At 64.9% G+C, this 18,742-nt stretch carries 24 protein-coding genes; 8 read left to right on the forward strand and 16 right to left on the reverse strand.

All coding sequences use genetic code 11. From position 1 onward, the window contains the following. Window positions 1–58 precede the first annotated feature (58 nt). Window positions 59–388 (reverse strand): DUF1491 family protein, encoded by a 330-nt coding sequence (locus LHL23_RS17815; protein ID WP_226430931.1) that lies wholly within the window; start codon window positions 386–388, stop codon window positions 59–61. 88 nt (window positions 389–476) lie between these two features. Continuing rightward, entirely contained in the window at window positions 477–1,382 is a 906-nt protein-coding gene (gene era, locus LHL23_RS17820) for a GTPase Era (RefSeq protein ID WP_226430932.1), read from the reverse strand. Between the two features lie 203 nt (window positions 1,383–1,585). Between era and LHL23_RS17825 the strand changes: the two genes are divergently transcribed. Next, window positions 1,586–2,968: a multicopper oxidase family protein gene (locus LHL23_RS17825; RefSeq protein WP_226430933.1), complete on the forward strand. Its 1,383-nt coding sequence runs from the start codon at window positions 1,586–1,588 to the stop codon at window positions 2,966–2,968. Window positions 2,969–2,971: 3 nt separating this feature from the next. Here LHL23_RS17825 and rnc read toward each other — a convergent pair whose 3' ends face one another. Genes rnc through LHL23_RS17850 form a run of 5 tightly spaced genes read right to left on the reverse strand, consistent with a single transcriptional unit; the run spans window position 2,972 to window position 5,972 of the window. Then, on the reverse strand, window positions 2,972–3,649 hold the full coding sequence (rnc, locus tag LHL23_RS17830) for a ribonuclease III (protein ID WP_226430934.1): 678 nt from the start codon (window positions 3,647–3,649) through the stop codon (window positions 2,972–2,974). Further along, entirely contained in the window at window positions 3,646–4,482 is an 837-nt protein-coding gene (gene lepB / locus LHL23_RS17835; RefSeq protein ID WP_226430935.1) for a signal peptidase I, read from the reverse strand. The genes rnc and lepB overlap by 4 nt, the downstream gene beginning before the upstream one ends. 58 nt (window positions 4,483–4,540) lie before the next feature. Then, on the reverse strand, window positions 4,541–4,972 hold the full coding sequence (gene acpS / locus LHL23_RS17840; RefSeq protein ID WP_226430936.1) for a holo-ACP synthase: 432 nt from the start codon (window positions 4,970–4,972) through the stop codon (window positions 4,541–4,543). After that, complete coding sequence (locus LHL23_RS17845; protein WP_226430937.1) at window positions 4,969–5,388, reverse strand: ABZJ_00895 family protein; 420 nt, start codon at window positions 5,386–5,388, stop codon at window positions 4,969–4,971. The genes acpS and LHL23_RS17845 overlap by 4 nt, the downstream gene beginning before the upstream one ends. A gap of 2 nt (window positions 5,389–5,390) precedes the next feature. Further along, complete coding sequence (locus LHL23_RS17850) at window positions 5,391–5,972, reverse strand: MarR family winged helix-turn-helix transcriptional regulator (RefSeq protein WP_226430938.1); 582 nt, start codon at window positions 5,970–5,972, stop codon at window positions 5,391–5,393. 90 nt (window positions 5,973–6,062) lie between these two features. Between LHL23_RS17850 and LHL23_RS17855 the strand changes: the two genes are divergently transcribed. Further along, window positions 6,063–6,803 (forward strand): hypothetical protein, encoded by a 741-nt coding sequence (locus LHL23_RS17855; RefSeq protein ID WP_226430939.1) that lies wholly within the window; start codon window positions 6,063–6,065, stop codon window positions 6,801–6,803. Between the two features lie 77 nt (window positions 6,804–6,880). Here the strand turns inward: LHL23_RS17855 and LHL23_RS17860 are convergent, their stop codons facing one another. The 5 genes from LHL23_RS17860 to folK form a co-directional block, all read right to left on the reverse strand. Further along, entirely contained in the window at window positions 6,881–7,627 is a 747-nt protein-coding gene (locus LHL23_RS17860) for a pyridoxine 5'-phosphate synthase (protein ID WP_226430940.1), read from the reverse strand. Between the two features lie 105 nt (window positions 7,628–7,732). After that, complete coding sequence (locus tag LHL23_RS17865; RefSeq protein ID WP_222481556.1) at window positions 7,733–8,374, reverse strand: DUF2062 domain-containing protein; 642 nt, start codon at window positions 8,372–8,374, stop codon at window positions 7,733–7,735. A 43-nt stretch (window positions 8,375–8,417) separates the two neighbouring features. Continuing rightward, window positions 8,418–10,550, reverse strand: coding sequence for a RelA/SpoT family protein (locus tag LHL23_RS17870; RefSeq protein ID WP_222481554.1), 2,133 nt, complete (start codon window positions 10,548–10,550; stop codon window positions 8,418–8,420). A gap of 36 nt (window positions 10,551–10,586) precedes the next feature. Continuing rightward, entirely contained in the window at window positions 10,587–10,940 is a 354-nt protein-coding gene (rpoZ, locus tag LHL23_RS17875) for a DNA-directed RNA polymerase subunit omega (protein WP_222481552.1), read from the reverse strand. Between the two features lie 93 nt (window positions 10,941–11,033). After that, window positions 11,034–11,603: a 2-amino-4-hydroxy-6-hydroxymethyldihydropteridine diphosphokinase gene (folK, locus tag LHL23_RS17880; protein ID WP_226430941.1), complete on the reverse strand. Its 570-nt coding sequence runs from the start codon at window positions 11,601–11,603 to the stop codon at window positions 11,034–11,036. A gap of 138 nt (window positions 11,604–11,741) precedes the next feature. Between folK and LHL23_RS17885 the strand changes: the two genes are divergently transcribed. Continuing rightward, entirely contained in the window at window positions 11,742–12,311 is a 570-nt protein-coding gene (locus LHL23_RS17885; protein WP_222481548.1) for a LabA-like NYN domain-containing protein, read from the forward strand. 66 nt (window positions 12,312–12,377) lie between these two features. On the opposite strand, the gene LHL23_RS17890 is transcribed toward LHL23_RS17885, so the two are convergent. Next, window positions 12,378–12,836: a c-type cytochrome gene (locus tag LHL23_RS17890; RefSeq protein ID WP_226430942.1), complete on the reverse strand. Its 459-nt coding sequence runs from the start codon at window positions 12,834–12,836 to the stop codon at window positions 12,378–12,380. 140 nt (window positions 12,837–12,976) lie between these two features. Between LHL23_RS17890 and ispH the strand changes: the two genes are divergently transcribed. The 5 genes from ispH (at window position 12,977) to LHL23_RS17915 (ending at window position 16,360) form a co-directional block, all read left to right on the forward strand. Continuing rightward, a complete protein-coding gene (gene ispH / locus LHL23_RS17895) occupies window positions 12,977–13,927 on the forward strand; it encodes a 4-hydroxy-3-methylbut-2-enyl diphosphate reductase (RefSeq protein WP_226430943.1) in 951 nt (316 codons plus the stop codon). Between the two features lie 101 nt (window positions 13,928–14,028). Next, the gene (locus tag LHL23_RS17900) at window positions 14,029–14,643 is read left to right on the forward strand and encodes a LysE family translocator (RefSeq protein WP_222481543.1); all 615 of its coding nucleotides are present in this window, start codon (window positions 14,029–14,031) and stop codon (window positions 14,641–14,643) included. A gap of 23 nt (window positions 14,644–14,666) precedes the next feature. Then, complete coding sequence (locus LHL23_RS17905; RefSeq protein WP_226430944.1) at window positions 14,667–15,266, forward strand: class I SAM-dependent DNA methyltransferase; 600 nt, start codon at window positions 14,667–14,669, stop codon at window positions 15,264–15,266. Then, entirely contained in the window at window positions 15,259–15,720 is a 462-nt protein-coding gene (rnhA, locus tag LHL23_RS17910; protein WP_226430945.1) for a ribonuclease HI, read from the forward strand. The genes LHL23_RS17905 and rnhA overlap by 8 nt, the downstream gene beginning before the upstream one ends. 16 nt (window positions 15,721–15,736) lie before the next feature. Next, the gene (locus LHL23_RS17915; RefSeq protein ID WP_222481536.1) at window positions 15,737–16,360 is read left to right on the forward strand and encodes a trimeric intracellular cation channel family protein; all 624 of its coding nucleotides are present in this window, start codon (window positions 15,737–15,739) and stop codon (window positions 16,358–16,360) included. A gap of 21 nt (window positions 16,361–16,381) precedes the next feature. Here the strand turns inward: LHL23_RS17915 and LHL23_RS17920 are convergent, their stop codons facing one another. The 3 genes from LHL23_RS17920 to fmt form a co-directional block, all read right to left on the reverse strand. After that, the gene (locus LHL23_RS17920; RefSeq protein ID WP_226430946.1) at window positions 16,382–17,374 is read right to left on the reverse strand and encodes a glycosyltransferase family 2 protein; all 993 of its coding nucleotides are present in this window, start codon (window positions 17,372–17,374) and stop codon (window positions 16,382–16,384) included. Window positions 17,375–17,503: 129 nt separating this feature from the next. Next, entirely contained in the window at window positions 17,504–17,740 is a 237-nt protein-coding gene (locus LHL23_RS17925) for a GlsB/YeaQ/YmgE family stress response membrane protein (RefSeq protein ID WP_222481532.1), read from the reverse strand. Window positions 17,741–17,752: 12 nt separating this feature from the next. Continuing rightward, entirely contained in the window at window positions 17,753–18,658 is a 906-nt protein-coding gene (gene fmt / locus LHL23_RS17930; protein ID WP_226430947.1) for a methionyl-tRNA formyltransferase, read from the reverse strand. Window positions 18,659–18,742 lie beyond the last annotated feature (84 nt).

Here is an 18,742-nt window from a genome sequence, read left to right on the forward strand (position 1 = left end):
CCTGTCCTGCGGTCCGCCCCACCAGAGCGCATTGCCGGGCGGGCTGCAAGCGGCAGGGTCATTCCAGACCGGGTTCGTCCAGCAGGTGGCGGCCCTGCCGGTCCTCGACCTCAATCACCCAGAGGTCGGGGTCGAATTGGCGCTGGCGGCGGATGGAACCGTCGACCTCTGCCTCGCCCCCGGCGGCCAGTTCATCCCATTTGCGGTTACCGCTCATCAGGTCATAGGTGCGGTGAAAGGCGCGGGCCTGGCCGTCCAGCGTGTTGAGCTTGACCAGCACCGCGCCGGCGGTGTCGTCGCCATGAGAGGTGATGAAGGCCGGGATGTCCTGAAACCGCAGGCGGGCCAGGTAGGCGTCAACCCAGAACCGGGCGGTGAGGCGGGTCATGCCGCACCTTCGCCAGCGCCCGCGCGCAAGGCGAGTGCGGGCGCCTCCGGCGGGAGTATTTCTGCAAAGGTGAAATGCATGGGCGGCGTCAATTGCCGTCCTTGAAGTCGAGGCCCATTTCGGAATAGCGCTCGGCCTCTTCCAGCCAGTTCGGGCGCACCTTCACCTGCAGGAACAGGTGCACCTTGCGGCCCAGGAATTCCTCCAGCTCGGCGCGGGCGGCCTGGGAGACGGACTTGATGGTCTCGCCGCGCTTGCCCAGAACGATGCCCTTATGGCCGTCGCGGACCACATAGATGATCTGGTCGACCCGGGCGGAGCCGTCCTTGCGCTCTTCCCATTTCTCGGTCTCGACGGTCAGCTGGTAGGGCAGCTCCTGGTGCAGGCGCAGGGTCAGCTTCTCGCGGGTCATTTCCGCCGCGATCATCCGCATCGGCAGATCGGCGATCTGGTCCTCGGGGTAGAGCCAGGGGCTTTCCGGCAGCTTGCCCGCCAGCCACTGGCGCAGGTCGTCGACGCCGTGGCCGCGCTCTGCCGAGATCATGAAGGTTTCGGCAAAGGTGTAGCGGCTGTTCAGATCCTGGGTGAGGCCCAGCAGTTTTTCGGCCGGCACCTTGTCGATCTTGTTGATTGCCAGGGCCACGGTGCGGCCCTCGCCGATTTCAGCAAGGCCTTCGAGGATGGTTTCAACGCCTTCGGTAATGCCGCGGTGGGCCTCCACCATCAGCACCACAACGTCAGCGTCCGCGGCACCGCCCCAAGCGGCGGCCACCATCGCGCGGTCCAGGCGGCGGCGGGGCTTGAACAGGCCGGGGGTGTCAACGAACACCAGCTGCGCGTCGCCCTCCATCGCCACGCCGCGGATGCGGGCGCGGGTGGTCTGTACCTTGTGGGTCACGATCGAGACCTTGGCCCCGACCATGCGGTTCAGAAGGGTGGATTTGCCCGCGTTGGGCTCTCCGATCAGGGCAACGAATCCGGCGCGTGTGGTCATCAATACACATCCTGTTTGCAGAGCCGATCCCCTACAGGATTTTACCCACAGGGGCCAGAGGCGTTTTGAAACCGGGTTTCAGGCGCAATCTCACAGGCTTGCCCTATGTCAAAGACCTGTGGCAGATCCCGTGTGAAAACCGCAGCGCCAAGCCAATCCGACAGCCAGGCCTTTCTTCGAGAGCACACAAGGGGGCCTGCCTGATGAACCGCCGGGACTTTCTGTTTAGCACTGCTGCATCTGCCGGGGCGCTTGGCGCGGGGGGATGGAGCCTCGCGGGCGCGCCTGCAGCGCATCAGCTGACGATCCAGCCTGCCAGCTTTACTTTCCGTGAGACGCCGACCCAGGGGTTGGTGAGCCTGTCGCCGGATGCGCCGCCGCCGGTTCTGTATGGCACCCGGGGCAAGCCCATGCGGCTGCGGGTGGCCAATGGCACCGAAGATTACACCGCGATGCATTGGCACGGGCTGCGGATTGCCAACGCGATGGACGGGGTGCCGTACCTGACCCAGATGCCGATCGCGGGCGGCGAGGTGTTCGAGTATGAATTCACCCCGCCGGATGCCGGCACCTATTGGTATCACCCGCACTGCATGACCATGGCGCAGATGGCGCATGGGCTGACCGGCGTGATGGTGATCCGGGAAGCGGAAGATCCCGGGTTCGACGCCGATCAGGCGGTTAACCTGCGGGATTTCCGGCTGGATGAGGACGGCGCCTTCCTGCCCTATTACACCGCGCGCGGGGCCGCACGCGGCGGGACACATGGCAATGTGCTGACCGCGAACTGGCTGCAAGCGCCGGTCTATGATCATCCGGCCGGCGGTTTGGTGCGGCTCAGGGTGGTGAACTCCGACACCACCCGGATCTACAAACTGCACCTCAGCACCGCTCAGGCGCGGATCATTGCCTGGGACGGGCATCCGGTAGCGATTGAGCTGCCCCTGCCCTCGGCCAAGGAGCCGTTGCTGGTTGGCCCCGGACAGCGGGTGGATTTTGCAGTGCGGATGCCCGCAGACGAGGGGCAGTCGGCGGAGCTGCTGGCAGAGCTTCCAGGCCAGCCCACGCGCACCATGGCGCGGCTGAGGTCCGTTGGCGCGGACCTGGTGCGGGATTTGCGGGAGCTGAAGCCGCTGCCTGCCAACCCGGTTTCCAGGCCGGACCTGGCACAGGCTGAGGTTCATGATTTCGTCTTTGGCTGGACGCCGGAGGGCGGGCCGCCGAATGACGGCTACTGCGGCTCGATGGGCTACAGCTTCTGGTCGATCAACCGCACCCCCTGGGCCGGCGATGCGGCCAAGGGCACTGGCCCGCTTGCCACCCTGAAGCGGGGCAAGAGCTATGTGCTGCGGCTCAGGAACGAATCGCCGAACCTGCACCCGATCCATCTGCATGGGCTGGCCTTTGTGCCGATCCGCTCCAACCTGCGGACACTGCCGCCGCTGGTGACCGACACAATGCTGCTGCTGAAGGACGAGGTGGCCGAGATTGCCCTGGTCGCGGACAATCCCGGCGACTGGGCGTTCCACTGCCATGTGATCGAGCACCAGAAAACCGGGCTTGCGGGCTATATCCGCGTGGTCTGAGACTTAGCCCAGCTGTTCCAGCAGCGCCTTGGCGGCAGCCTGTTCGGCCTGACGCTTGGAGCCTGCGGTGGCCTGCGCCTCGGTGCCGTCCTGAAGGCGCGCCGCGATGGTGAAGACCGGCGCGTGGTCCGGGCCGCTGCGGGAAACCTCAACATAGGCCGGCGGCTTCTGCCCGCGCGCCTGCGCCCATTCCTGAAGCGAGGTCTTGGCATCGCGCGCATCGCTTTCGACCTGATGGATGCGATTGCCCCACAGGCGCAGGATCATCTCCGCCGCTGCGTCAAAGCCCGCGTCCTTGTAGACTGCGGCAATCACCGCCTCCATCGCATCGCCCAGCAGCGCCTGCTTGCGGCGGCCGCCGGACATCATCTCGGAGCGGCCCAGCTTCAGCACCGCGCCAAGGTCGATTTCCTTGGCGACATCGGCGCAGGCCTCCTTGCGCACCAGCGCGTTGAAACGCGGCGCCAGCTGGCCTTCGCTGGCGGTCTTGTCGTGCTCCAGGAGCGCGGTGGCCATCACCAGCCCCAGCACCCGGTCACCCAGAAACTCCAGCCGCTGGTTGTCCTTGCGGGTGGAGGAGGAGACGGAGGCATGGGTCACGGCGCGCTGCAGCAGGTCGGGGCGGGCAAACTTGTGCCCGATCCGCTCCTCGAACGCGCGCAGTTCCTTGGACAGCTTCACTGGATCCCCTTGAAGAAACGGTCGCTCCGCCAGGTCCAGAAATAGAGCATCGAACGCCCGGCAGAGGAGAACATGATCCGGTCGGCGCGGCCGATCAGGTTTTCAAACGGCACGAAACCCACACCGCCCGCGGACTGCGGCAGGCGGCTGTCCGAGGAGTTGTCGCGGTTGTCGCCCATGAAGAAGTAATGCCCTTCGGGCACCTGGTAGACGCTGGTGTGGTCCATGCCCTGGTTGGTGATGTTCAGGATCACATGCTCGTTGCCGCCGGGCAGGGTTTCGACCTGGCGCGACTTCTTGCAGACGGCGCCCTGGCCCACCGGCGCGTTTTCGCAGCGCGGCATCGAGCCCTGCGGCCCCTGGCGCTCCATCACTTCCTCGAACTCGCCGGCATCCTGCAGCTTCACCGCTTCACCGTTGATGAACAGCACCCCGTTCTTCATCTGGATCTTGTCGCCCGGAAGGCCGATCAGGCGCTTGATGAAGTCATTGCCGTTCACCGGATGGCGGAACACCACCACATCGCCGCGCTCCGGCTCGCCGCCCATCAGGCGGGTGTTGTCGCCGTCCAGGAAGCCGCAGATGTTCTTGGCGTCGATGTTCAGGCCGACCGCCGGGAAACGGATGCTGGGGCAGGAGGCATAGGAATAGCCATAGGCCATCTTGTTCACGAACAGGAAATCCCCGATCAGCAGGGTTTCCTTCATCGAACCGGACGGAATCCAGAAGGGCTGGAAGAACAGGGTGCGGAAGACACCGGCGATCAGCAGCGCGTAGACGATGGTCTTCACCGTCTCGAGGATCGAACTGCCGGTCTTTGCTTTGGCCGTCATCAGGCTCTCCGGTTTGGAAACAGGGTCCGGGGCTACATGCGGGCCTGAAGGGGGCAAGTCAAGTTCCGGAGGGCAATTCCGCCGGGTTCACGGCAATGGGACGGGCTTCGATCAGCACAAAGGCCTGCGCCCAGGGGTGGTCATCGGTCAATGTCACGTGAATCACCGCCTCGTGGCCGGGCGGGGTCATCTCTTGCAGCCGCTCCGCGGCCCAGCCGGTCACATGCATCACCGGCTGGCCGGTGCGCAGGTTGGTGACCGCCATGTCCTTCCAGGCGATGCCCATGCGCAGGCCGGTCCCCAGCGCCTTGGAGCAGGCCTCCTTGGCGGCCCAGCGCTTGGCGTAGGTGCCGGCCACGTCGCGGCGGCGCTCGGCCTTGCGCTGCTCGGTCTCGGTGAACACCCGGTTGCGGAAGCGGTCGCCGAACCGGTCCAGCGTGCGCTGGATGCGCTCGATATTGGCGAGGTCGGTTCCGATGCCCAGGATCATTCTTCCAGCCGCTTCAGACCCAGTTTGATGCCATGGCCCAGGAAAAGGCGGTTGACCATCAGGATGACGGCCAGCAGGAGCAGGAAAATGCCCGCGAGGTAGACAAAGGGAATTGTCTGCCGCGCCTCTGTCACCATCGGGCTGTTCCAGTAGAGCGGCAGCTGGATGATGGTCAGCACCGCCACCACCCCGGTCATTGCCGCGGCGCAGAACCAGGCATCCCTGCCCGGCAGGGGTGCGCGGGTCGCCCGGGCAATGCGCATCCCTTCCACAACAGAGGCGATCATCGGCGGCAGCACCGTCGCCAGCCCTGCGGGCATGGCGATCCCGAACTGCCCCAGCAGGAGGCCTGCCAGCAGCATCGCGACAGAGGCCCCCATCCACCAAAGACCGTAACGGATCAGATTGACTTGCATATTCACCTTCCCCCCGCATCGCAGCCATCGGCCTGCGTATTTTCAGCGCTGCCCGACTCATGCTCCTGGCAGATCTGCGTTGTTTCCTCGTCTTGCAGCGGCACGTCCAGCAGCGCGCAATGGGCGCCCTGAGCAGACGTCCGGTGATGGCGGCAGCTGCGGCACAGGCCGAAGCTGCGCCCGCCGCGGGCTTTGATCATGCCCCTGACCAGTTGCTGCAGCGCATCCCGGACGTCCTCCATCTGGCGGTCCGGCAGGTCCACGGGCGGCGTAGCGTCCAGCGCATCGGCCACAGCCCGGCCTTGCGGTGTCAGGTCATAACGCCGTGAACGCCGGTCGCTGCCGCCCGGCCCTTCCTCGGCCAGCCCCTTGGCGGCCAGCGACTTCAGCGTCTGGGAAACCGTGCCGCGGGTGGCTGACAGGTAATCGGCCACCGCCGACGGCGTCCGGGAGAACCGGTTGGCGCGCGCGAGGTAGTCCAGCGCCGACGCCTGCGCCGGATTGAGCCCGGCGGCCCGGCGCCCGGTGCCATGCAGGCGCGAGAGCCGGTCAAGGAGGCTGGCGATTTCATGTGCCGCTGTCATGCAAGCTTGATAGCGAGTCAAAATTACCATTGCAATATTATCGACTCGCTACTATCAAAATGACGTCGAGTCGAAACCAAGGAGGTCGAAATGAAACTCGCGTATTTTGCGGCGGCGCTTACCGCCTTAGCAGCCGGGCAAACAGCACAGGCGGGCGGCAGCCACGCCGCTGCCCATGCAGAGCCGCTGCTGTCGGAAGCAAAGGAGGGAATTGCGCCGGACACCGACATCCGCAGCGTGCAGGCCAGCCGCAGCGGCGGGCATGTCACCTTCCGGATGGCAACCGGCGGTGAGGCCGGCAGCACCGTGCCGGCCGCCACAGGCTCGCTGGGCGGTGCCGGGGTGCAGGCCTATGTCTGGCCGCTGTCGCTGGATCCGTCAGCCGCGGGCTTTGAGGCTGGCAGCGGCACGCTGGCGCTGGTTGCCACCGCGCATCCGGATTTTGACGACACGCCGCTGTTTGACGAGAACGGCGATGGCGATCTGGCCAACGATGGTGCCGGCTGGCACAGCCATTGGGTCGTGCTGACCCCCAACGATGGCTGCGGCGAAGGGATGCTGTCGGTCAAGGACATCCCCGAAGGTGCGGCGCCTGCGCTGCCCGCGACGTGGCCGGGTCTGCCGCTCTACATCGACAGCCCCGGGTATTCCCCGGTCCTGAACGGCAAGGAGGTCAGCCTGACGGTGCCGCTGGCGGCTGAGGCGCTGGCCTTTGACGGGGTAACGGCAGGACTGCAGGTCAATGAAAACATCCACGCCCCGCTGCTGTGCGTGACCGATGTGTTCGATATCGCATCAGGCGACCTGAGCCTGCCCGGCAAGCTGGAGTGACCACCCCCGCGAGGAAAAGAACTGGCCCGGGGCAGCGGCAATTGCCTGCCCCGGCTTCATATTTTGACCGGCAGCTCTCAGCCGCGCGCCGCGTCCATCAGGCGGCGCATTTCCTGCACCGCCGGCGTGAGGCCGCAAAAGATGGCCTCGCCGATCAGGAAGTGGCCGATGTTCAGCTCTTTCACCTCCGGGAAGGCCGCAACCGGCTGCACGGTGTCAAAGGTAAGGCCATGGCCCGCGTGCACCTCCAGTCCCAATGCATGCGCATAGGCGGACATTTCGAGCAGCGCCTCCAGCTCGCGGTCGCGGTCTTCAAACCGGCCTTCGGCGTGGTAGTCGCAATAGGCGCCGGTGTGCAGCTCGATGACCTCGGCGCCGATGCGGTGGGCGGCGTCGATCTGCCTGCGGTCGGCAGCAATGAAAATCGACACCCGGCAGCCCGCATCGCGCAGCGGCGCGATGAAATGGGCCAGGCGGTTTTCCTCCCGAGCCACGTCCAGCCCGCCCTCGGTGGTGCGCTCCTCGCGCTTTTCCGGCACGATGCAAACCGCGTGCGGCCTGTGGCGCAGGGCGATCCTCTGCATTTCCTCCGTCGCCGCCATCTCGAAGTTCAGCGGCACGTTCAGCGCCGCCATCAGCGCATCGATGTCGGCATCTGTGATGTGGCGGCGGTCTTCGCGCAGATGCGCGGTGATACCGTCGGCGCCTGCCTCTTCCGCCAGTTTTGCGGCGCGGACCGGATCCGGATATGCGCCGCCGCGGGCGTTGCGCACGGTGGCCACATGATCGATGTTCACGCCCAGGCGCAGCTGATTTTTTGCCATGAGAGATATCTCATCCGTCTGAAGTCAAAGCCTTGCCAGAAAGACTAGACAGACGGCAGGCAAGAGCAAGCCTGCAGGCAATAATGGTACAATCCGGCGGGCGGCTCAGGCGCCGCTGTCGACTTCGGCGCGCTTCTTGATCGCGTCGAACTTGGCCTTGATCTTGGCCCTGCGGCGCTGCTGGTAGACCCGGATCACCGGCAGGCTGAGCATATAGCAGACCGTCGCCGAGATGACGCCGGGAATGATGCCGCCGATCATGTAGGGATAGAACACCTCGTTATAGAACAGGTGCAGGCCCTGCCAGTCGGCGGGCCGGTCCATGAACAGGGCGATCAGGTTGTCCTTGAGGTCGCCCCCGGCGGCCAGGAACTTGCCCACCAGGGATTTGTCGACCTCCTGATCGAATTCGGTTCCCAAAATCCAGTGCCCCGTCTGCAAGGACGCGACGCCAATCGGCACATAGGTGAGCGGATTGCCGAAGAATGTGGCGCTGAGCGAGGCCAGAATGTTGCCGTTCATCATCCGCGCGATGAAAGCAGCGATGAAGAAATGCAGGCCGTAGAACGGTGTGAAGGTGGTGAATACCCCGGCCCAGATGCCGCGGGCGATGCGTTCGGGGGAATCGGGCAGCCGCCGCACCCGGTGCTTCACATACAGGAACGCACGGCCCCAGCCGCCGCGCGGCCAGAGGAAGTCAGCCAGCGCCCGGAGGGGCGGACGTCTGTCCCGGCGCCTGAATACCAAAGCTGTCCGTCCTTCCCAGTTCCCGGCTCAGAGTTTCGGCGGCTTATCCCGTATAGTGGCGCTCTTCCGGTTTGTTCCGGAACCGCGCCACCGCGGCAACATCGCTTTCCGCCTCGAGCGTCAGCATCAGCGAGTGCAACTGCTCCACATCCCGCAGCTCCACATTGATCATAAGCCGGTAAAAGTCTGGTTTCCTGTCTACAAATTCCAGATCCGAGATATTGGCCTTTTTCTCGCCGATCAATGTGCAAATGCGCCCCAGCACGCCGGCGTCGTTGCCGATGGTCAGCTCCAGCGTGGTGCCATAGACAGCCGGATGGGTGCCGCTGTGCCATTGCACGTCCATCCAGCGCTCCGGCTGGTCCTCGAACTCGCCCAGCTTGTCGCAATCAGCGGAATGCACCACCACCCCGCGGCCGCGGTAGGTGATGCCGATGATGCGCTCCCCCGGCAGAGGCTGGCAGCAGGGCGCGCGCTCAAAGCTCTGCCCCGGCTCCAGGCCGATCACCGCCCTGCGCGGCGAGATTTCGTCGCCGTCGCCGGTGGTCAGTTCCGGATAGACCGACTGCACCACATCATGGGCGGTGATTTCGGCCGCGCCCAGCCGCGCCAGCAGCTCATTCACCCCGCTGGCGCGCAGCGCGCGGGCAGCGGTTTCCAGCGCCTTGTCGGTGGCCTTCTTGCCGACGTGCTCAAACGCGGAGCGCGCCAGCTCGTGGCCCAGCTTGACGAAGCGCGCCCGGTCCGCCTCGCGCAGGGCGCGGCGGATGGCGGTGCGGGCCTTGCCGGTGGTGGCGATCTCCAGCCAGCTCACCTGCGGGGTCTGCCCCTCGGCGGTGATCACATCCACCGACTGGCCGTTCCGCAGCCGGGTCCACAACGGCACCCGGATGCCGTCCACCTTGGCGCCGACGCAGGCATGGCCGATGCGGGTGTGAATGGCATAGGCAAAGTCGATCGGCGTGGCACCCTTGGGCAGCTTGATCACGTCGCCCTTGGGGGTGAAGCAGAACACCTGGTCCGAATACATCTCGAGCTTCACCGCCTCGAGGAATTCGTCGTGGTCGTCCTCGGCGTCAAACTGCTCGGTCAGCGAGGCAATCCATTTGGCGGGGTCCACAGCAAAGGGGTTCTCGGTGCGCACACCGTCCCGGTAAGACCAATGCGCCGCAACCCCGGTTTCTGCCACGTCGTGCATCTGGCGGGTGCGGATCTGCACCTCCACCCGCTTGCCGTCGCGGCCCGACACCGTGGTGTGGATCGAACGGTAGCCGTTGGACTTCGGCTGGCTGATGTAATCCTTGAACCGGCCCGGCACCGCCCGCCAGCGCTGGTGGATGGCGCCCAGCGCGCGGTAGGCGTCCTCTTCCGACCCGGTAATCACCCGGAAGCCGTAAATGTCGGAAAGCCGCGAAAAGCCCTGGTCCTTGGCCTGCATCTTGCGCCAGATCGAATAGGGTTTCTTGGCGCGGCCAAAGACCTCCGCCTCGATCCCGGCCTTTTCCAGCTCCAGCCGCATGTCGCCGGTGATCCTGTGGATCACGTCGCCGGTTTCGCGCTGCAGGGTCACGAAGCGGCGGATGATCGACTGACGGCCTTCGGGATTGAGCACGCGGAAGGCCAGATCCTCCAGCTCCTCGCGCATCCACTGCATCCCCATGCGGCCCGCCAGAGGCGCATAGATATCCATTGTCTCGCGCGCCTTCTGGGCCTGCTTCTCCGGGCGCATCGCCTTGATCGTGCGCATGTTATGCAGGCGGTCCGCGAGCTTCACCAGGATCACCCGCAGGTCCTTGGACATCGCCATGAACAGCTTGCGGAAGTTCTCCGCCTGCTTGGTCTCCCGGCTGCTGAGCTGCAGGTTGGTCAGCTTGGTGACGCCATCGACCAGCATCGCCACCTCATTGCCGAAGCGGCGGGCGACTTCCTCGTAGTTGGCCTTGGTGTCTTCGATGGTGTCGTGCAGCAGCGCGGTGATGATGGTCGCATCATCCAGGCGCTGTTCGGTCAGGATGGCGGCCACCGCCACCGGATGCGTGAAATAGGGCTCGCCCGAGTGGCGGAACTGCCCGTCATGCATCTGCTCGCCAAAGGCATAGGCTTCGGCGATCCTGTCCGCGTTTGTCTTGGGGTTGTAGTTGCGGACCAGAGCAATCAGGTCGTCAGGGGAAATCATGTCCGGTCCGCAGCCTCAATAGTCCAGATGCGCGCCTCAGCCCTGGCCCTGGGCCTCCATCAGAGCGCGCAGCAGTTTCTCTTCCGACATGTCGTCGTCGGCCGGCTTGTCGTTGTCCGCACCCATCAGCAGAGCCATGGAATCCTCTTCCGGCTCGTCGACCTCGATCTGGGTCTGGTTGCTCTCGATCAGGCGCTCGCGCAGCTCATCGGCGCTCTGGGTCTCGTCGGCGATTTCGCGCAGGGAAACGACCGGGTTCTTGTCGTTGTCGCGATCGACGGTGATCGGGGCACCGGCCGAGATTTCGCGGGCACGATGCGCTGCCAGCATCACCAGCTCAAAGCGGTTGGGCACCTTATCTACGCAATCTTCAACCGTCACGCGGGCCATCAGCGACTCTCCAATTCATTCCGTGTCCAGAAGGCAGACATTTACGCCCAAATCTTTCTCTTGACAAGGGCGGAAAACAAAGCATTGCGCCGCTCAGAGAGGCGTCACCTCAGCCACATCCCGAGGCTGCAGTTCCGCCAGCATCTCTGCCGCGGTTTTCTGCAGCACCGGGTGGCGCCAGCGCGGCGCGATATCGGCCAGCGGCACCAGCACAAAGGCGCGGTCCTGAATGCGCGGGTGCGGCAAAATCAGCTGCCCCGGCGCATCCTGCATCTGCTTTTCCAGCGGCAGCCCCTGCCAGCGCGCATATGCCGCCGCGTCCGGCAGCACAGCCCCGTCATAGTCCACCAGGTCCAGATCCAGTGTCCGCATCCCCCAGCGCTGCTCCCGCACCCGGGCGAACTGCGCCTCGACCGCATGCAGGCGCGCCAGCAGATCTTCGGCTGACAGGGCGGTTTCCACCGCCACGGCCGCATTCACATAGTCCGGCCCCGCGCCAGCCGGAAAACAGGGGGTTTGAAAGAAGCGGGACACGCTGCGCAGCGCGACCTCATCCGTCTGCAGCGCGCCGATCGCTTTTGCCAGCGTCACCTGGGGCGCATCAGCGCCGGCCGGCAAGTTTCCGCCAAGCGCAATCAGCGCCATTTTCCGGTTTGCGGCCATTTTTAACCCTATTTCAGCAGGACAGTATACTTGCGGCAAATGACAAATAACTTACATTAAGTCTACCCGTTTCGCCGTTTTCAAAAACTCACTCACGGACCCCCCGGCCGAAACGGTTATACCGGAAGGAAAATTTTGATGTTTTACAAGGACGAACGGCTCGCGCTGTTCATAGACGGGTCAAACCTGTACGCCGCGGCCAAGGCGCTCGGGTTCGACATCGACTACAAGCTTCTGCGGCAGGAATTCATGCGCCGCGGCAAGCTCCTGCGGGCCTTTTATTACACTGCCCTGCTCGAGAATGACGAGTATTCACCGATCCGGCCGCTGGTTGACTGGCTGCACTACAACGGGTTCACCATGGTCACCAAACCGGCCAAGGAATACACCGACAGCATGGGCCGCCGCAAAGTCAAAGGCAACATGGACATCGAGCTTACCGTTGATGCCATGGAGCTGGCGCCGCGGGTGGACCACATCGTGCTGTTCTCGGGCGATGGGGACTTCCGCCCGCTGATTGCCAGCTTGCAGCGCCAGGGCGTGCGGGTTTCGGTGGTGTCGACCATCCGCAGCCAGCCGCCGATGATCTCTGACGACCTGCGCCGCCAGGCCGACAATTTCATCGAGCTGGAAGAGCTGCGGGACGTGATCGGCCGTCCCCCGCGCGAGCAGAACGAACCGCGTTCCGCCACAGCCGCCCACGGCTGACCCCGGCCGCTAGGAATATCGGACCGGAACAGGCTCCAGATGGGGCGGCGCCTGTTCCGGCTGCGGTCATTTGCCGTCCTGACTGTTGATCTGGTTATGGCGGGCGATGATGTCCGCAGGCCAGCGGCTTTTGATATAGGCCAGCACTTCCAGCATCTCCTGCTCGCTCAGCACCCCGGCATAGCCTTGCATCCGGCTGCGGTAGCCGTTCCCGACCAGCTGTGCCATGCCGTGCCGGGTGATTTCCAGCAGCTGCGCGTCCGGATGGTGCCAAGTATGGCCGCTCGCATCCTGCGGCGGCGCTGGCATGTAGCCCTCGCTGTCCCGCGTCTGCCAGTCCGGCTCGCCCTGCAGGCCGGCGCCGTGGCAGCTGGCGCAATGGTCCTGATAGATCCGCTGCCCGGCGGCAACTGCCTGCGGATCCTGGTAGGGCAAAATACCGGCTGTCCGCGTATCCGCGCCCGCCAGCCAAACATACCCCGCGCCCGCCAGCCCTGCGGCAACGGCGGCAATCATCCGCTTCATTTTGTCCTCGCTCCTGATGCCATCCGGAACATCTCTCTGCCGCCTTCCGCCGCTGGAGGCTCCAATCACATCCGCGTGAGACCTGCGGCACTGGACCTTGCCGCCCGAACCGCTTACCTCTGGCGCGCAAGGAGACACCCATGACCAAGCCAGCCCTGACCCTCTATCTCGCCGCGCCGCGCGGTTTCTGCGCCGGCGTCGACCGTGCCATCAAGATCGTTGAAATGGCAATCGGCAAATGGGGGGCGCCGGTCTATGTGCGCCACGAGATCGTGCACAACAAATTCGTGGTCGACTCGCTGCGCGAAAAGGGCGCGGTTTTTGTCGAGGAGCTGGACGAATGCCCCGATGACCGCCCGGTGATCTTCTCCGCCCACGGGGTGCCGAAATCGGTGCCCGCCGCGGCCGAGGCGCGCGAGATGATTTATGTCGATGCCACCTGCCCGCTGGTGTCCAAGGTGCATATCGAAGCCCAGCGCCACGCCGAGGCCGGGCTGCAGATGATCATGATCGGCCACAAGGGCCACCCGGAAACCATCGGCACCATGGGCCAGCTGCCCGAGGGCGAGGTGCTGCTGGTGGAAACCGCGGCGGACGTGGCAACGGTTGAGGTGCGCGACCCGGACCGGCTGGCCTATGTCACTCAGACCACCCTGTCGGTGGATGATACCAAGGGCATCGTCGCGGCACTTGTGGAACGCTTCCCCAACATCATCGGCCCGCACAAGGAAGACATCTGCTATGCCACCACCAACCGCCAGGAAGCGGTGAAATCGGTGGCGCCCAAGGCGGACGCCCTGCTGGTGGTCGGCGCGCCGAATTCCTCGAACTCCCGCCGCCTGGTTGAGGTCGGCGCCAAGAACGGCTGCGGCTACGCCCAGCTGGTGCAGCGCGCCGAAAACATCGACTGGCGCGCGCTGGAGGGCATCCGCTCGGTTGCCATCACCGCCGGCGCTTCGGCTCCGGAACTGCTGGTCAACGAGGTGATCGACGCCTTCCGCGCCCGCTATGACGTGACGGTCGAGGTGGTTGAGACCGCGGTGGAAACAGTGGAATTCAAGGTGCCCCGCGTCTTGCGGCAGCCTGCGTGAACGCACAGACCAGCGTGCATACCAAGTGACAGAAATTGCACCCGCTCCGGGCCAACCGTGCTACGCATGAGGTCCCGGGCATTATTTCTGGAGCCGCTTTTATGATCACGCTGCACTTTCTGATTACCGCCTTTGTTGTCGTCCTCGCACCCGGCACGGGTGTCATCTACACACTCGCGCTGGGACTTGGCCAAGGCTGGCGCGCTTCCATCTGGGCCGCAATAGGCTGCACCTTCGGCATCGTCCCGCATCTGGCCGCTGCCACGCTGGGGCTGGCGGCGGTGCTGCACAGCTCCGCCCTGCTGTTCCAGATCGTCAAGGCGGCGGGCGTTGCCTATCTCCTGTACCTGGCCTGGCAGGCGCTGCGCAGCGGCGGCGTGCTGGCGGTGACATCAAACCGCACCAGCCAGCCCGGCTGGAAGATCGCCTGGCGCGGGGCGCTGATCAATATCCTGAACCCCAAGCTGTCGGTGTTCTTCCTGGCGCTGCTGCCGCCGTTCCTGAGCGGCAATCCTGCCAGCGCCACGCTGGAGATGTCGGTTCTGGGGCTGGTGTTCATGGCGATGACCTTTGCCATCTTTGTGCTCTACGGCCTGTTTGCCGCCCAGGCCCGCGCGTACCTTCTAAACAGTGAGAGGGTGCTGAAGTGGATGAGCCGCGGCTTCGCCGCCGTTTTCGCAGGCCTTGCCGCACGGCTGGCAGTGGAACGGGCCTGACGGCTTATCCTGGAGAAACCCAGATGAGCGATGACAGAACCATCAGCGTGTATAATGACCGCGCAGCGGAATACGCCGCGCTGTTTGCCGCCAGAACGGATGCGGGGGAGGAGGCCGATTTCCAGGCTTTCACCGCTCGCCTGCCGGAGGGCGGCACGGTGTTGGACCTTGGCTGCGGCCCCGGCCATTGGGCAGCGCGGTTCCGGGATGCAGGCTTTCGGGTGGCCGCACTTGATGCCGCGCCGGAAATGGCGGAAGCCGCCCGCGCCGCCTTTGGAATAGAAGTCATCACCGCAGGGTTTCACGCCCTGGATGCAGAGGCGGTGTTTGACGGTATCTGGGCCTATTTCAGTCTGCTGCATGTGCCGCGGGAGGAGCTCTCCGTCCACCTGTCCGCCGTCCGCCGGGCGCTGACCGAAGGCGGCACGCTATGCCTGGCAATGAAATTGGGCGAGAGCGAAGGCCGCGATGAGCTGGGCAGATTCTATGCGTACTACAGCGAGGACGAATTGCGCGAAAAACTCGAAACCGCCGGCTTCACCCTGCTCGGCGCCCGCCGCGGCGAGGGCAAAGGACTGGCTGGCACTGCCCAGGAGTTCGTAGTACTGACCGCCCATGCCTGAATTATTTGCTTATACCGACGGCGCCTGTTCTGGAAATCCCGGCCCCGGCGGCTGGGGCGTTCTGCTGCGCGCCATGGACGGTGACACCATCGTCAAAGAAAAAGAACTGAGCGGCGGCGAGGCCGAGACCACCAACAACCGGATGGAACTGCTGGCTGCGATCAATGCGCTGGAAAGCCTGGCACGGCCCTCCACGATCACCGTGGTCACCGACTCGGCCTACGTGAAAAACGGCGTCACCAGCTGGATCTTCAGCTGGAAGAAGAACGGCTGGAAGACGTCCAGCAAAAAGCCGGTGAAAAACGTCGAGCTGTGGCAGCGGCTGGATGAGGCCCAGCGCCGCCACAAGGTGACATGGGAATGGGTCAAGGGCCATGCAGGCCACCCCGAGAACGAACGCGCGGACGAACTGGCGCGGGCGGGCATGGCTCCCTTCAAGAAGAAAAAGGCATGATGCGCGAGGGCCGCGCATGACCTTTCTGGCGCTGCTGGACTATGCCTCGGTGCTGGTCTTTGCCCTCTCTGGCGCGCTGGTCGCCAGCCGGGCGCAGCTGGATATTGTCGGCTTTGCCTTTGTTGCCTGCCTGACCGCGCTTGGCGGCGGCACCCTGCGCGACCTTCTGTTGGACCGCAATCCGGTGTTCTGGATCGGCAACCCCAATTACATCCTGCTGGCCGCGCTTGCTGCGGTGGCGGTGTTCTTCACTGCGCATCTGCTGGAAAGCCGCCTGCGCTGGGTGGTCTGGCTGGACAGCTTTGCCCTGGCGGTTGCCGTGTCCGCAGGAACCGGCGCCGCGATCTCGCTGGACAGCCCGCCGGTGATCGTTGTGCTGATGGGCATGGCCACCGGCACCATGGGCGGCCTGATGCGGGACGTGGTCTGCAATGAGGTGCCGCTGGTGCTGACGCAGGGCGAGCTGTACATCACCTGCGCCATGGCAGGCGCCATCACCGCCGTTGCTGCCATCTGGCTGGGGTTTGAGCTGAAGTTCGCATTGCTGGCCTGCGCCGGGGTCTGCTGGGTGCTGCGGGCGGGCTCCATCCTGTTCGGCTGGCATCTGCCGGTCTACAAAAGCCGCCCGCCGCGCAGCTAGGGCGTGCCTTCGCAGCAGCGCCTAGGCGGTGCTGCGGCTGCCTTCCAGGTTCCTGAGAAAGGCCTGCCCCTCGGTGCTGATCCTGGCCTTGCGGCCCTTGCGCCGGTGCCAGACCAAAGCCAATTCGTGATACTCCCGCAGCTTGCCGTCCTGCAGCAGCTCCTCCTTGATCTGCAGCGCCGCCGAGAAGCTGTCCGCCAGGCGCCGGTCCTCCTCCTGGTTCTTGTCGAATTTCAGCCAGTAGCCCGGCTCGATCGAAGAGGTGAAGTGGTTCGCCCGGCCGCGGGCCTTCTTGTTCAGGAAGCCGTCGCGCGAACGCAGGGCATAGTGGTTGAGCTGCGCCGCGGAGTAACCGTAGCTGCCGCGCACATGCAGGGCGCCTTCCAGCTCCTGCTCAGGCAGCAAAGTGCCATCGGCCAGCTGCCAGTTCACCTCCGCCGGCGGCACCGCCAGGAACGGCCTGTGCACGCCCATGCGGTCAAACTTGCCGTTGTTGCGGAAGGCGGTCTTGAAAAAGCGGTGCTCGTCCGGGCGCCCCTCCTCCGGCTCCGCCCTGACAAAGGCCTGCGGCACCGGGGGATGATCCACAAGCTCCACCCCGGCATTGCCGAAAATGCGCCAGACAAAGGAGACCGCATCGGCATCCGGCCGCGCCGCCAGCAGGCCCGGCAGGGTGCCGTCCCCGGAGTTGATCTGCAGGAATTCGTCGACATCGACCACCAGAACCCAATCGGCCTGCGCCACCTTGGGCTCGTATTCTGCCCACATCAGCGCGCTCTTGTGCGGTCCGCGCCGCATCACCCGGCTGAAACGGTGCTCGACCACCCCCATCCGGTGCAGGCAGCGCAGGATGTGATCCGTGGGATCAGAGCAATCATTGGTGAAGATGACAAAATCGCTGACGCCGATAGATTTGTAGTGGCTGATCCAATCGAGGATATAGGCGCCTTCATCCTTCATGGTGGTCACAACCACCACTTTCGGCGTGCCGGCCCGGCCGCTGTCCTGGGTCATCTGCAAATGCTCTCTGCCTCGGTTATCCGCCGTTTTGGCGTGGTTAACCCACCTTAACCATCCCATACGCCAGCGCAGCAGAATTTGCGCACTCTGCCGCAGGCTGTGGCGCTGGCGCCGCAACAGGGATTATTTGCCGGTATAGCGCTGCCAGAGCCAGATCAGCACCAGCGCCCCCAGAACCGCACCGACGAAACCGGCCATGAACCCCATAACCGCCAGCAGCCCGCGCAGCACCAGACCGCCGACCAGCGCCCCGGCCATGCCGATGCAGACCGTGGTGATGATATCGGTTTCCAGTTTCATCAGCCGGGTCGCTAGAAAGCCTGCCGCGGCGCCGATGATGATCAGGGCTATGATGGGCATCAGACCCTCCGGTTACAGGCGGCTGCCCTTGGGAACCGGGAAGCCGCGCAGGAATACATCGGGATCCTGCGCGCTTTTACCTGCCCGTTGCAAGCGCAAGAGCTGTACTGCCCCCTCCCTGCAGGCCACGGTCAAGCTGTCGTCCAGCACCTCTCCGGGCGCGCCCTGCCCGTCCGCAAGCCGTGAGGCCAGCAGCTTGACCCGCTGGCCTTCCACTTCGCACCAGGCGCCGGGAAAGGGGGACAATCCGCGGATCTTGCGGTCCACTTCCGCTGCCGGGCGCGACCAGTCGACCTGCGCCTCTGCCTTGTCGATCTTCTCGGCATAAGTGACGCCCTCATCGGGCTGCACTTCCGGTGTCAGCTCCGGCAGGCGGCTCAAGGCTTCGACGATCAGCGCCGCGCCCATCCCCGACAACCTGTCGTGCAGCTGCGCGGTGGTTTCTTCCATGCCAATTGCGGTCGCTTCGCGCAGGAGCACCGGACCGGTGTCCAGCCCCGCCTCCATCTGCATGATGCAGATGCCGGTTTCCGCGTCGCCGGCAATGATCGCCCGGTGAATCGGCGCCGCGCCGCGCCAGCGCGGCAACAGGCTGGCGTGTATGTTGAGGCAGCCGTGCCGGGGCGCATCCAGAATGGCCTGCGGCAGGATCAGGCCATAGGCCACGACCACCGCCACATCGGCATTCAAAGCGGCAAAGGCGTCCCGCTCCTCCGCGCCTTTCAGCGAGACCGGGTGACGCACCTCCAGCCCCAGGGCCGCGGCGCGGGCGTGGACCGGGGTTGGACGGTCTTTCTTGCCGCGGCCCGCAGGCCGTGGCGGCTGGCAATAAACGGCGGCAATGTCGTGCCCGGCCTCCACCAGCGCGTCCAGCACCGGCACCGAAAAATCAGGCGTTCCCATGAAGATGATGCGCATCGGCGTCCCCGTCCCTGCCCCGCTGCCATGCCGCACATCCGGTTGAACCGGCCTGCGTCAACGCAGGGTCTCGCCCGGTTCCGG

The sequence above is a fragment of the Leisingera sp. McT4-56 genome (assembly GCF_020514995.1).
GTDB classification, from domain to species: Bacteria; Pseudomonadota; Alphaproteobacteria; order Rhodobacterales; family Rhodobacteraceae; genus Leisingera; species Leisingera aquaemixtae_A.

Bases quoted from the DNA above. Each gene is read 5' to 3' on its own strand.
- LHL23_RS17815 (WP_226430931.1), bottom strand. From the start codon at position 388: ATGACCCGCCTCACCGCCCGGTTCTGGGTTGACGCCTACCTGGCCCGC.
- era (WP_226430932.1), bottom strand. From the start codon at position 1,382: ATGACCACACGCGCCGGATTCGTTGCCCTGATCGGAGAGCCCAACGCG.
- LHL23_RS17825 (WP_226430933.1), top strand. From the start codon at position 1,586: ATGAACCGCCGGGACTTTCTGTTTAGCACTGCTGCATCTGCCGGGGCG.
- lepB (WP_226430935.1), bottom strand. From the start codon at position 4,482: ATGACGGCCAAAGCAAAGACCGGCAGTTCGATCCTCGAGACGGTGAAG.
- acpS (WP_226430936.1), bottom strand. From the start codon at position 4,972: ATGATCCTGGGCATCGGAACCGACCTCGCCAATATCGAGCGCATCCAG.
- LHL23_RS17845 (WP_226430937.1), bottom strand. From the start codon at position 5,388: ATGCAAGTCAATCTGATCCGTTACGGTCTTTGGTGGATGGGGGCCTCT.
- LHL23_RS17850 (WP_226430938.1), bottom strand. From the start codon at position 5,972: ATGACAGCGGCACATGAAATCGCCAGCCTCCTTGACCGGCTCTCGCGC.
- LHL23_RS17855 (WP_226430939.1), top strand. From the start codon at position 6,063: ATGAAACTCGCGTATTTTGCGGCGGCGCTTACCGCCTTAGCAGCCGGG.
- LHL23_RS17860 (WP_226430940.1), bottom strand. From the start codon at position 7,627: ATGGCAAAAAATCAGCTGCGCCTGGGCGTGAACATCGATCATGTGGCC.
- LHL23_RS17870 (WP_222481554.1), bottom strand. From the start codon at position 10,550: ATGATTTCCCCTGACGACCTGATTGCTCTGGTCCGCAACTACAACCCC.
- rpoZ (WP_222481552.1), bottom strand. From the start codon at position 10,940: ATGGCCCGCGTGACGGTTGAAGATTGCGTAGATAAGGTGCCCAACCGC.
- folK (WP_226430941.1), bottom strand. From the start codon at position 11,603: ATGGCCGCAAACCGGAAAATGGCGCTGATTGCGCTTGGCGGAAACTTG.
- LHL23_RS17885 (WP_222481548.1), top strand. From the start codon at position 11,742: ATGTTTTACAAGGACGAACGGCTCGCGCTGTTCATAGACGGGTCAAAC.
- LHL23_RS17890 (WP_226430942.1), bottom strand. From the start codon at position 12,836: ATGAAGCGGATGATTGCCGCCGTTGCCGCAGGGCTGGCGGGCGCGGGG.
- ispH (WP_226430943.1), top strand. From the start codon at position 12,977: ATGACCAAGCCAGCCCTGACCCTCTATCTCGCCGCGCCGCGCGGTTTC.
- LHL23_RS17900 (WP_222481543.1), top strand. From the start codon at position 14,029: ATGATCACGCTGCACTTTCTGATTACCGCCTTTGTTGTCGTCCTCGCA.
- LHL23_RS17905 (WP_226430944.1), top strand. From the start codon at position 14,667: ATGAGCGATGACAGAACCATCAGCGTGTATAATGACCGCGCAGCGGAA.
- rnhA (WP_226430945.1), top strand. From the start codon at position 15,259: ATGCCTGAATTATTTGCTTATACCGACGGCGCCTGTTCTGGAAATCCC.
- LHL23_RS17915 (WP_222481536.1), top strand. From the start codon at position 15,737: ATGACCTTTCTGGCGCTGCTGGACTATGCCTCGGTGCTGGTCTTTGCC.
- LHL23_RS17920 (WP_226430946.1), bottom strand. From the start codon at position 17,374: ATGACCCAGGACAGCGGCCGGGCCGGCACGCCGAAAGTGGTGGTTGTG.
- LHL23_RS17925 (WP_222481532.1), bottom strand. From the start codon at position 17,740: ATGCCCATCATAGCCCTGATCATCATCGGCGCCGCGGCAGGCTTTCTA.
- fmt (WP_226430947.1), bottom strand. From the start codon at position 18,658: ATGCGCATCATCTTCATGGGAACGCCTGATTTTTCGGTGCCGGTGCTG.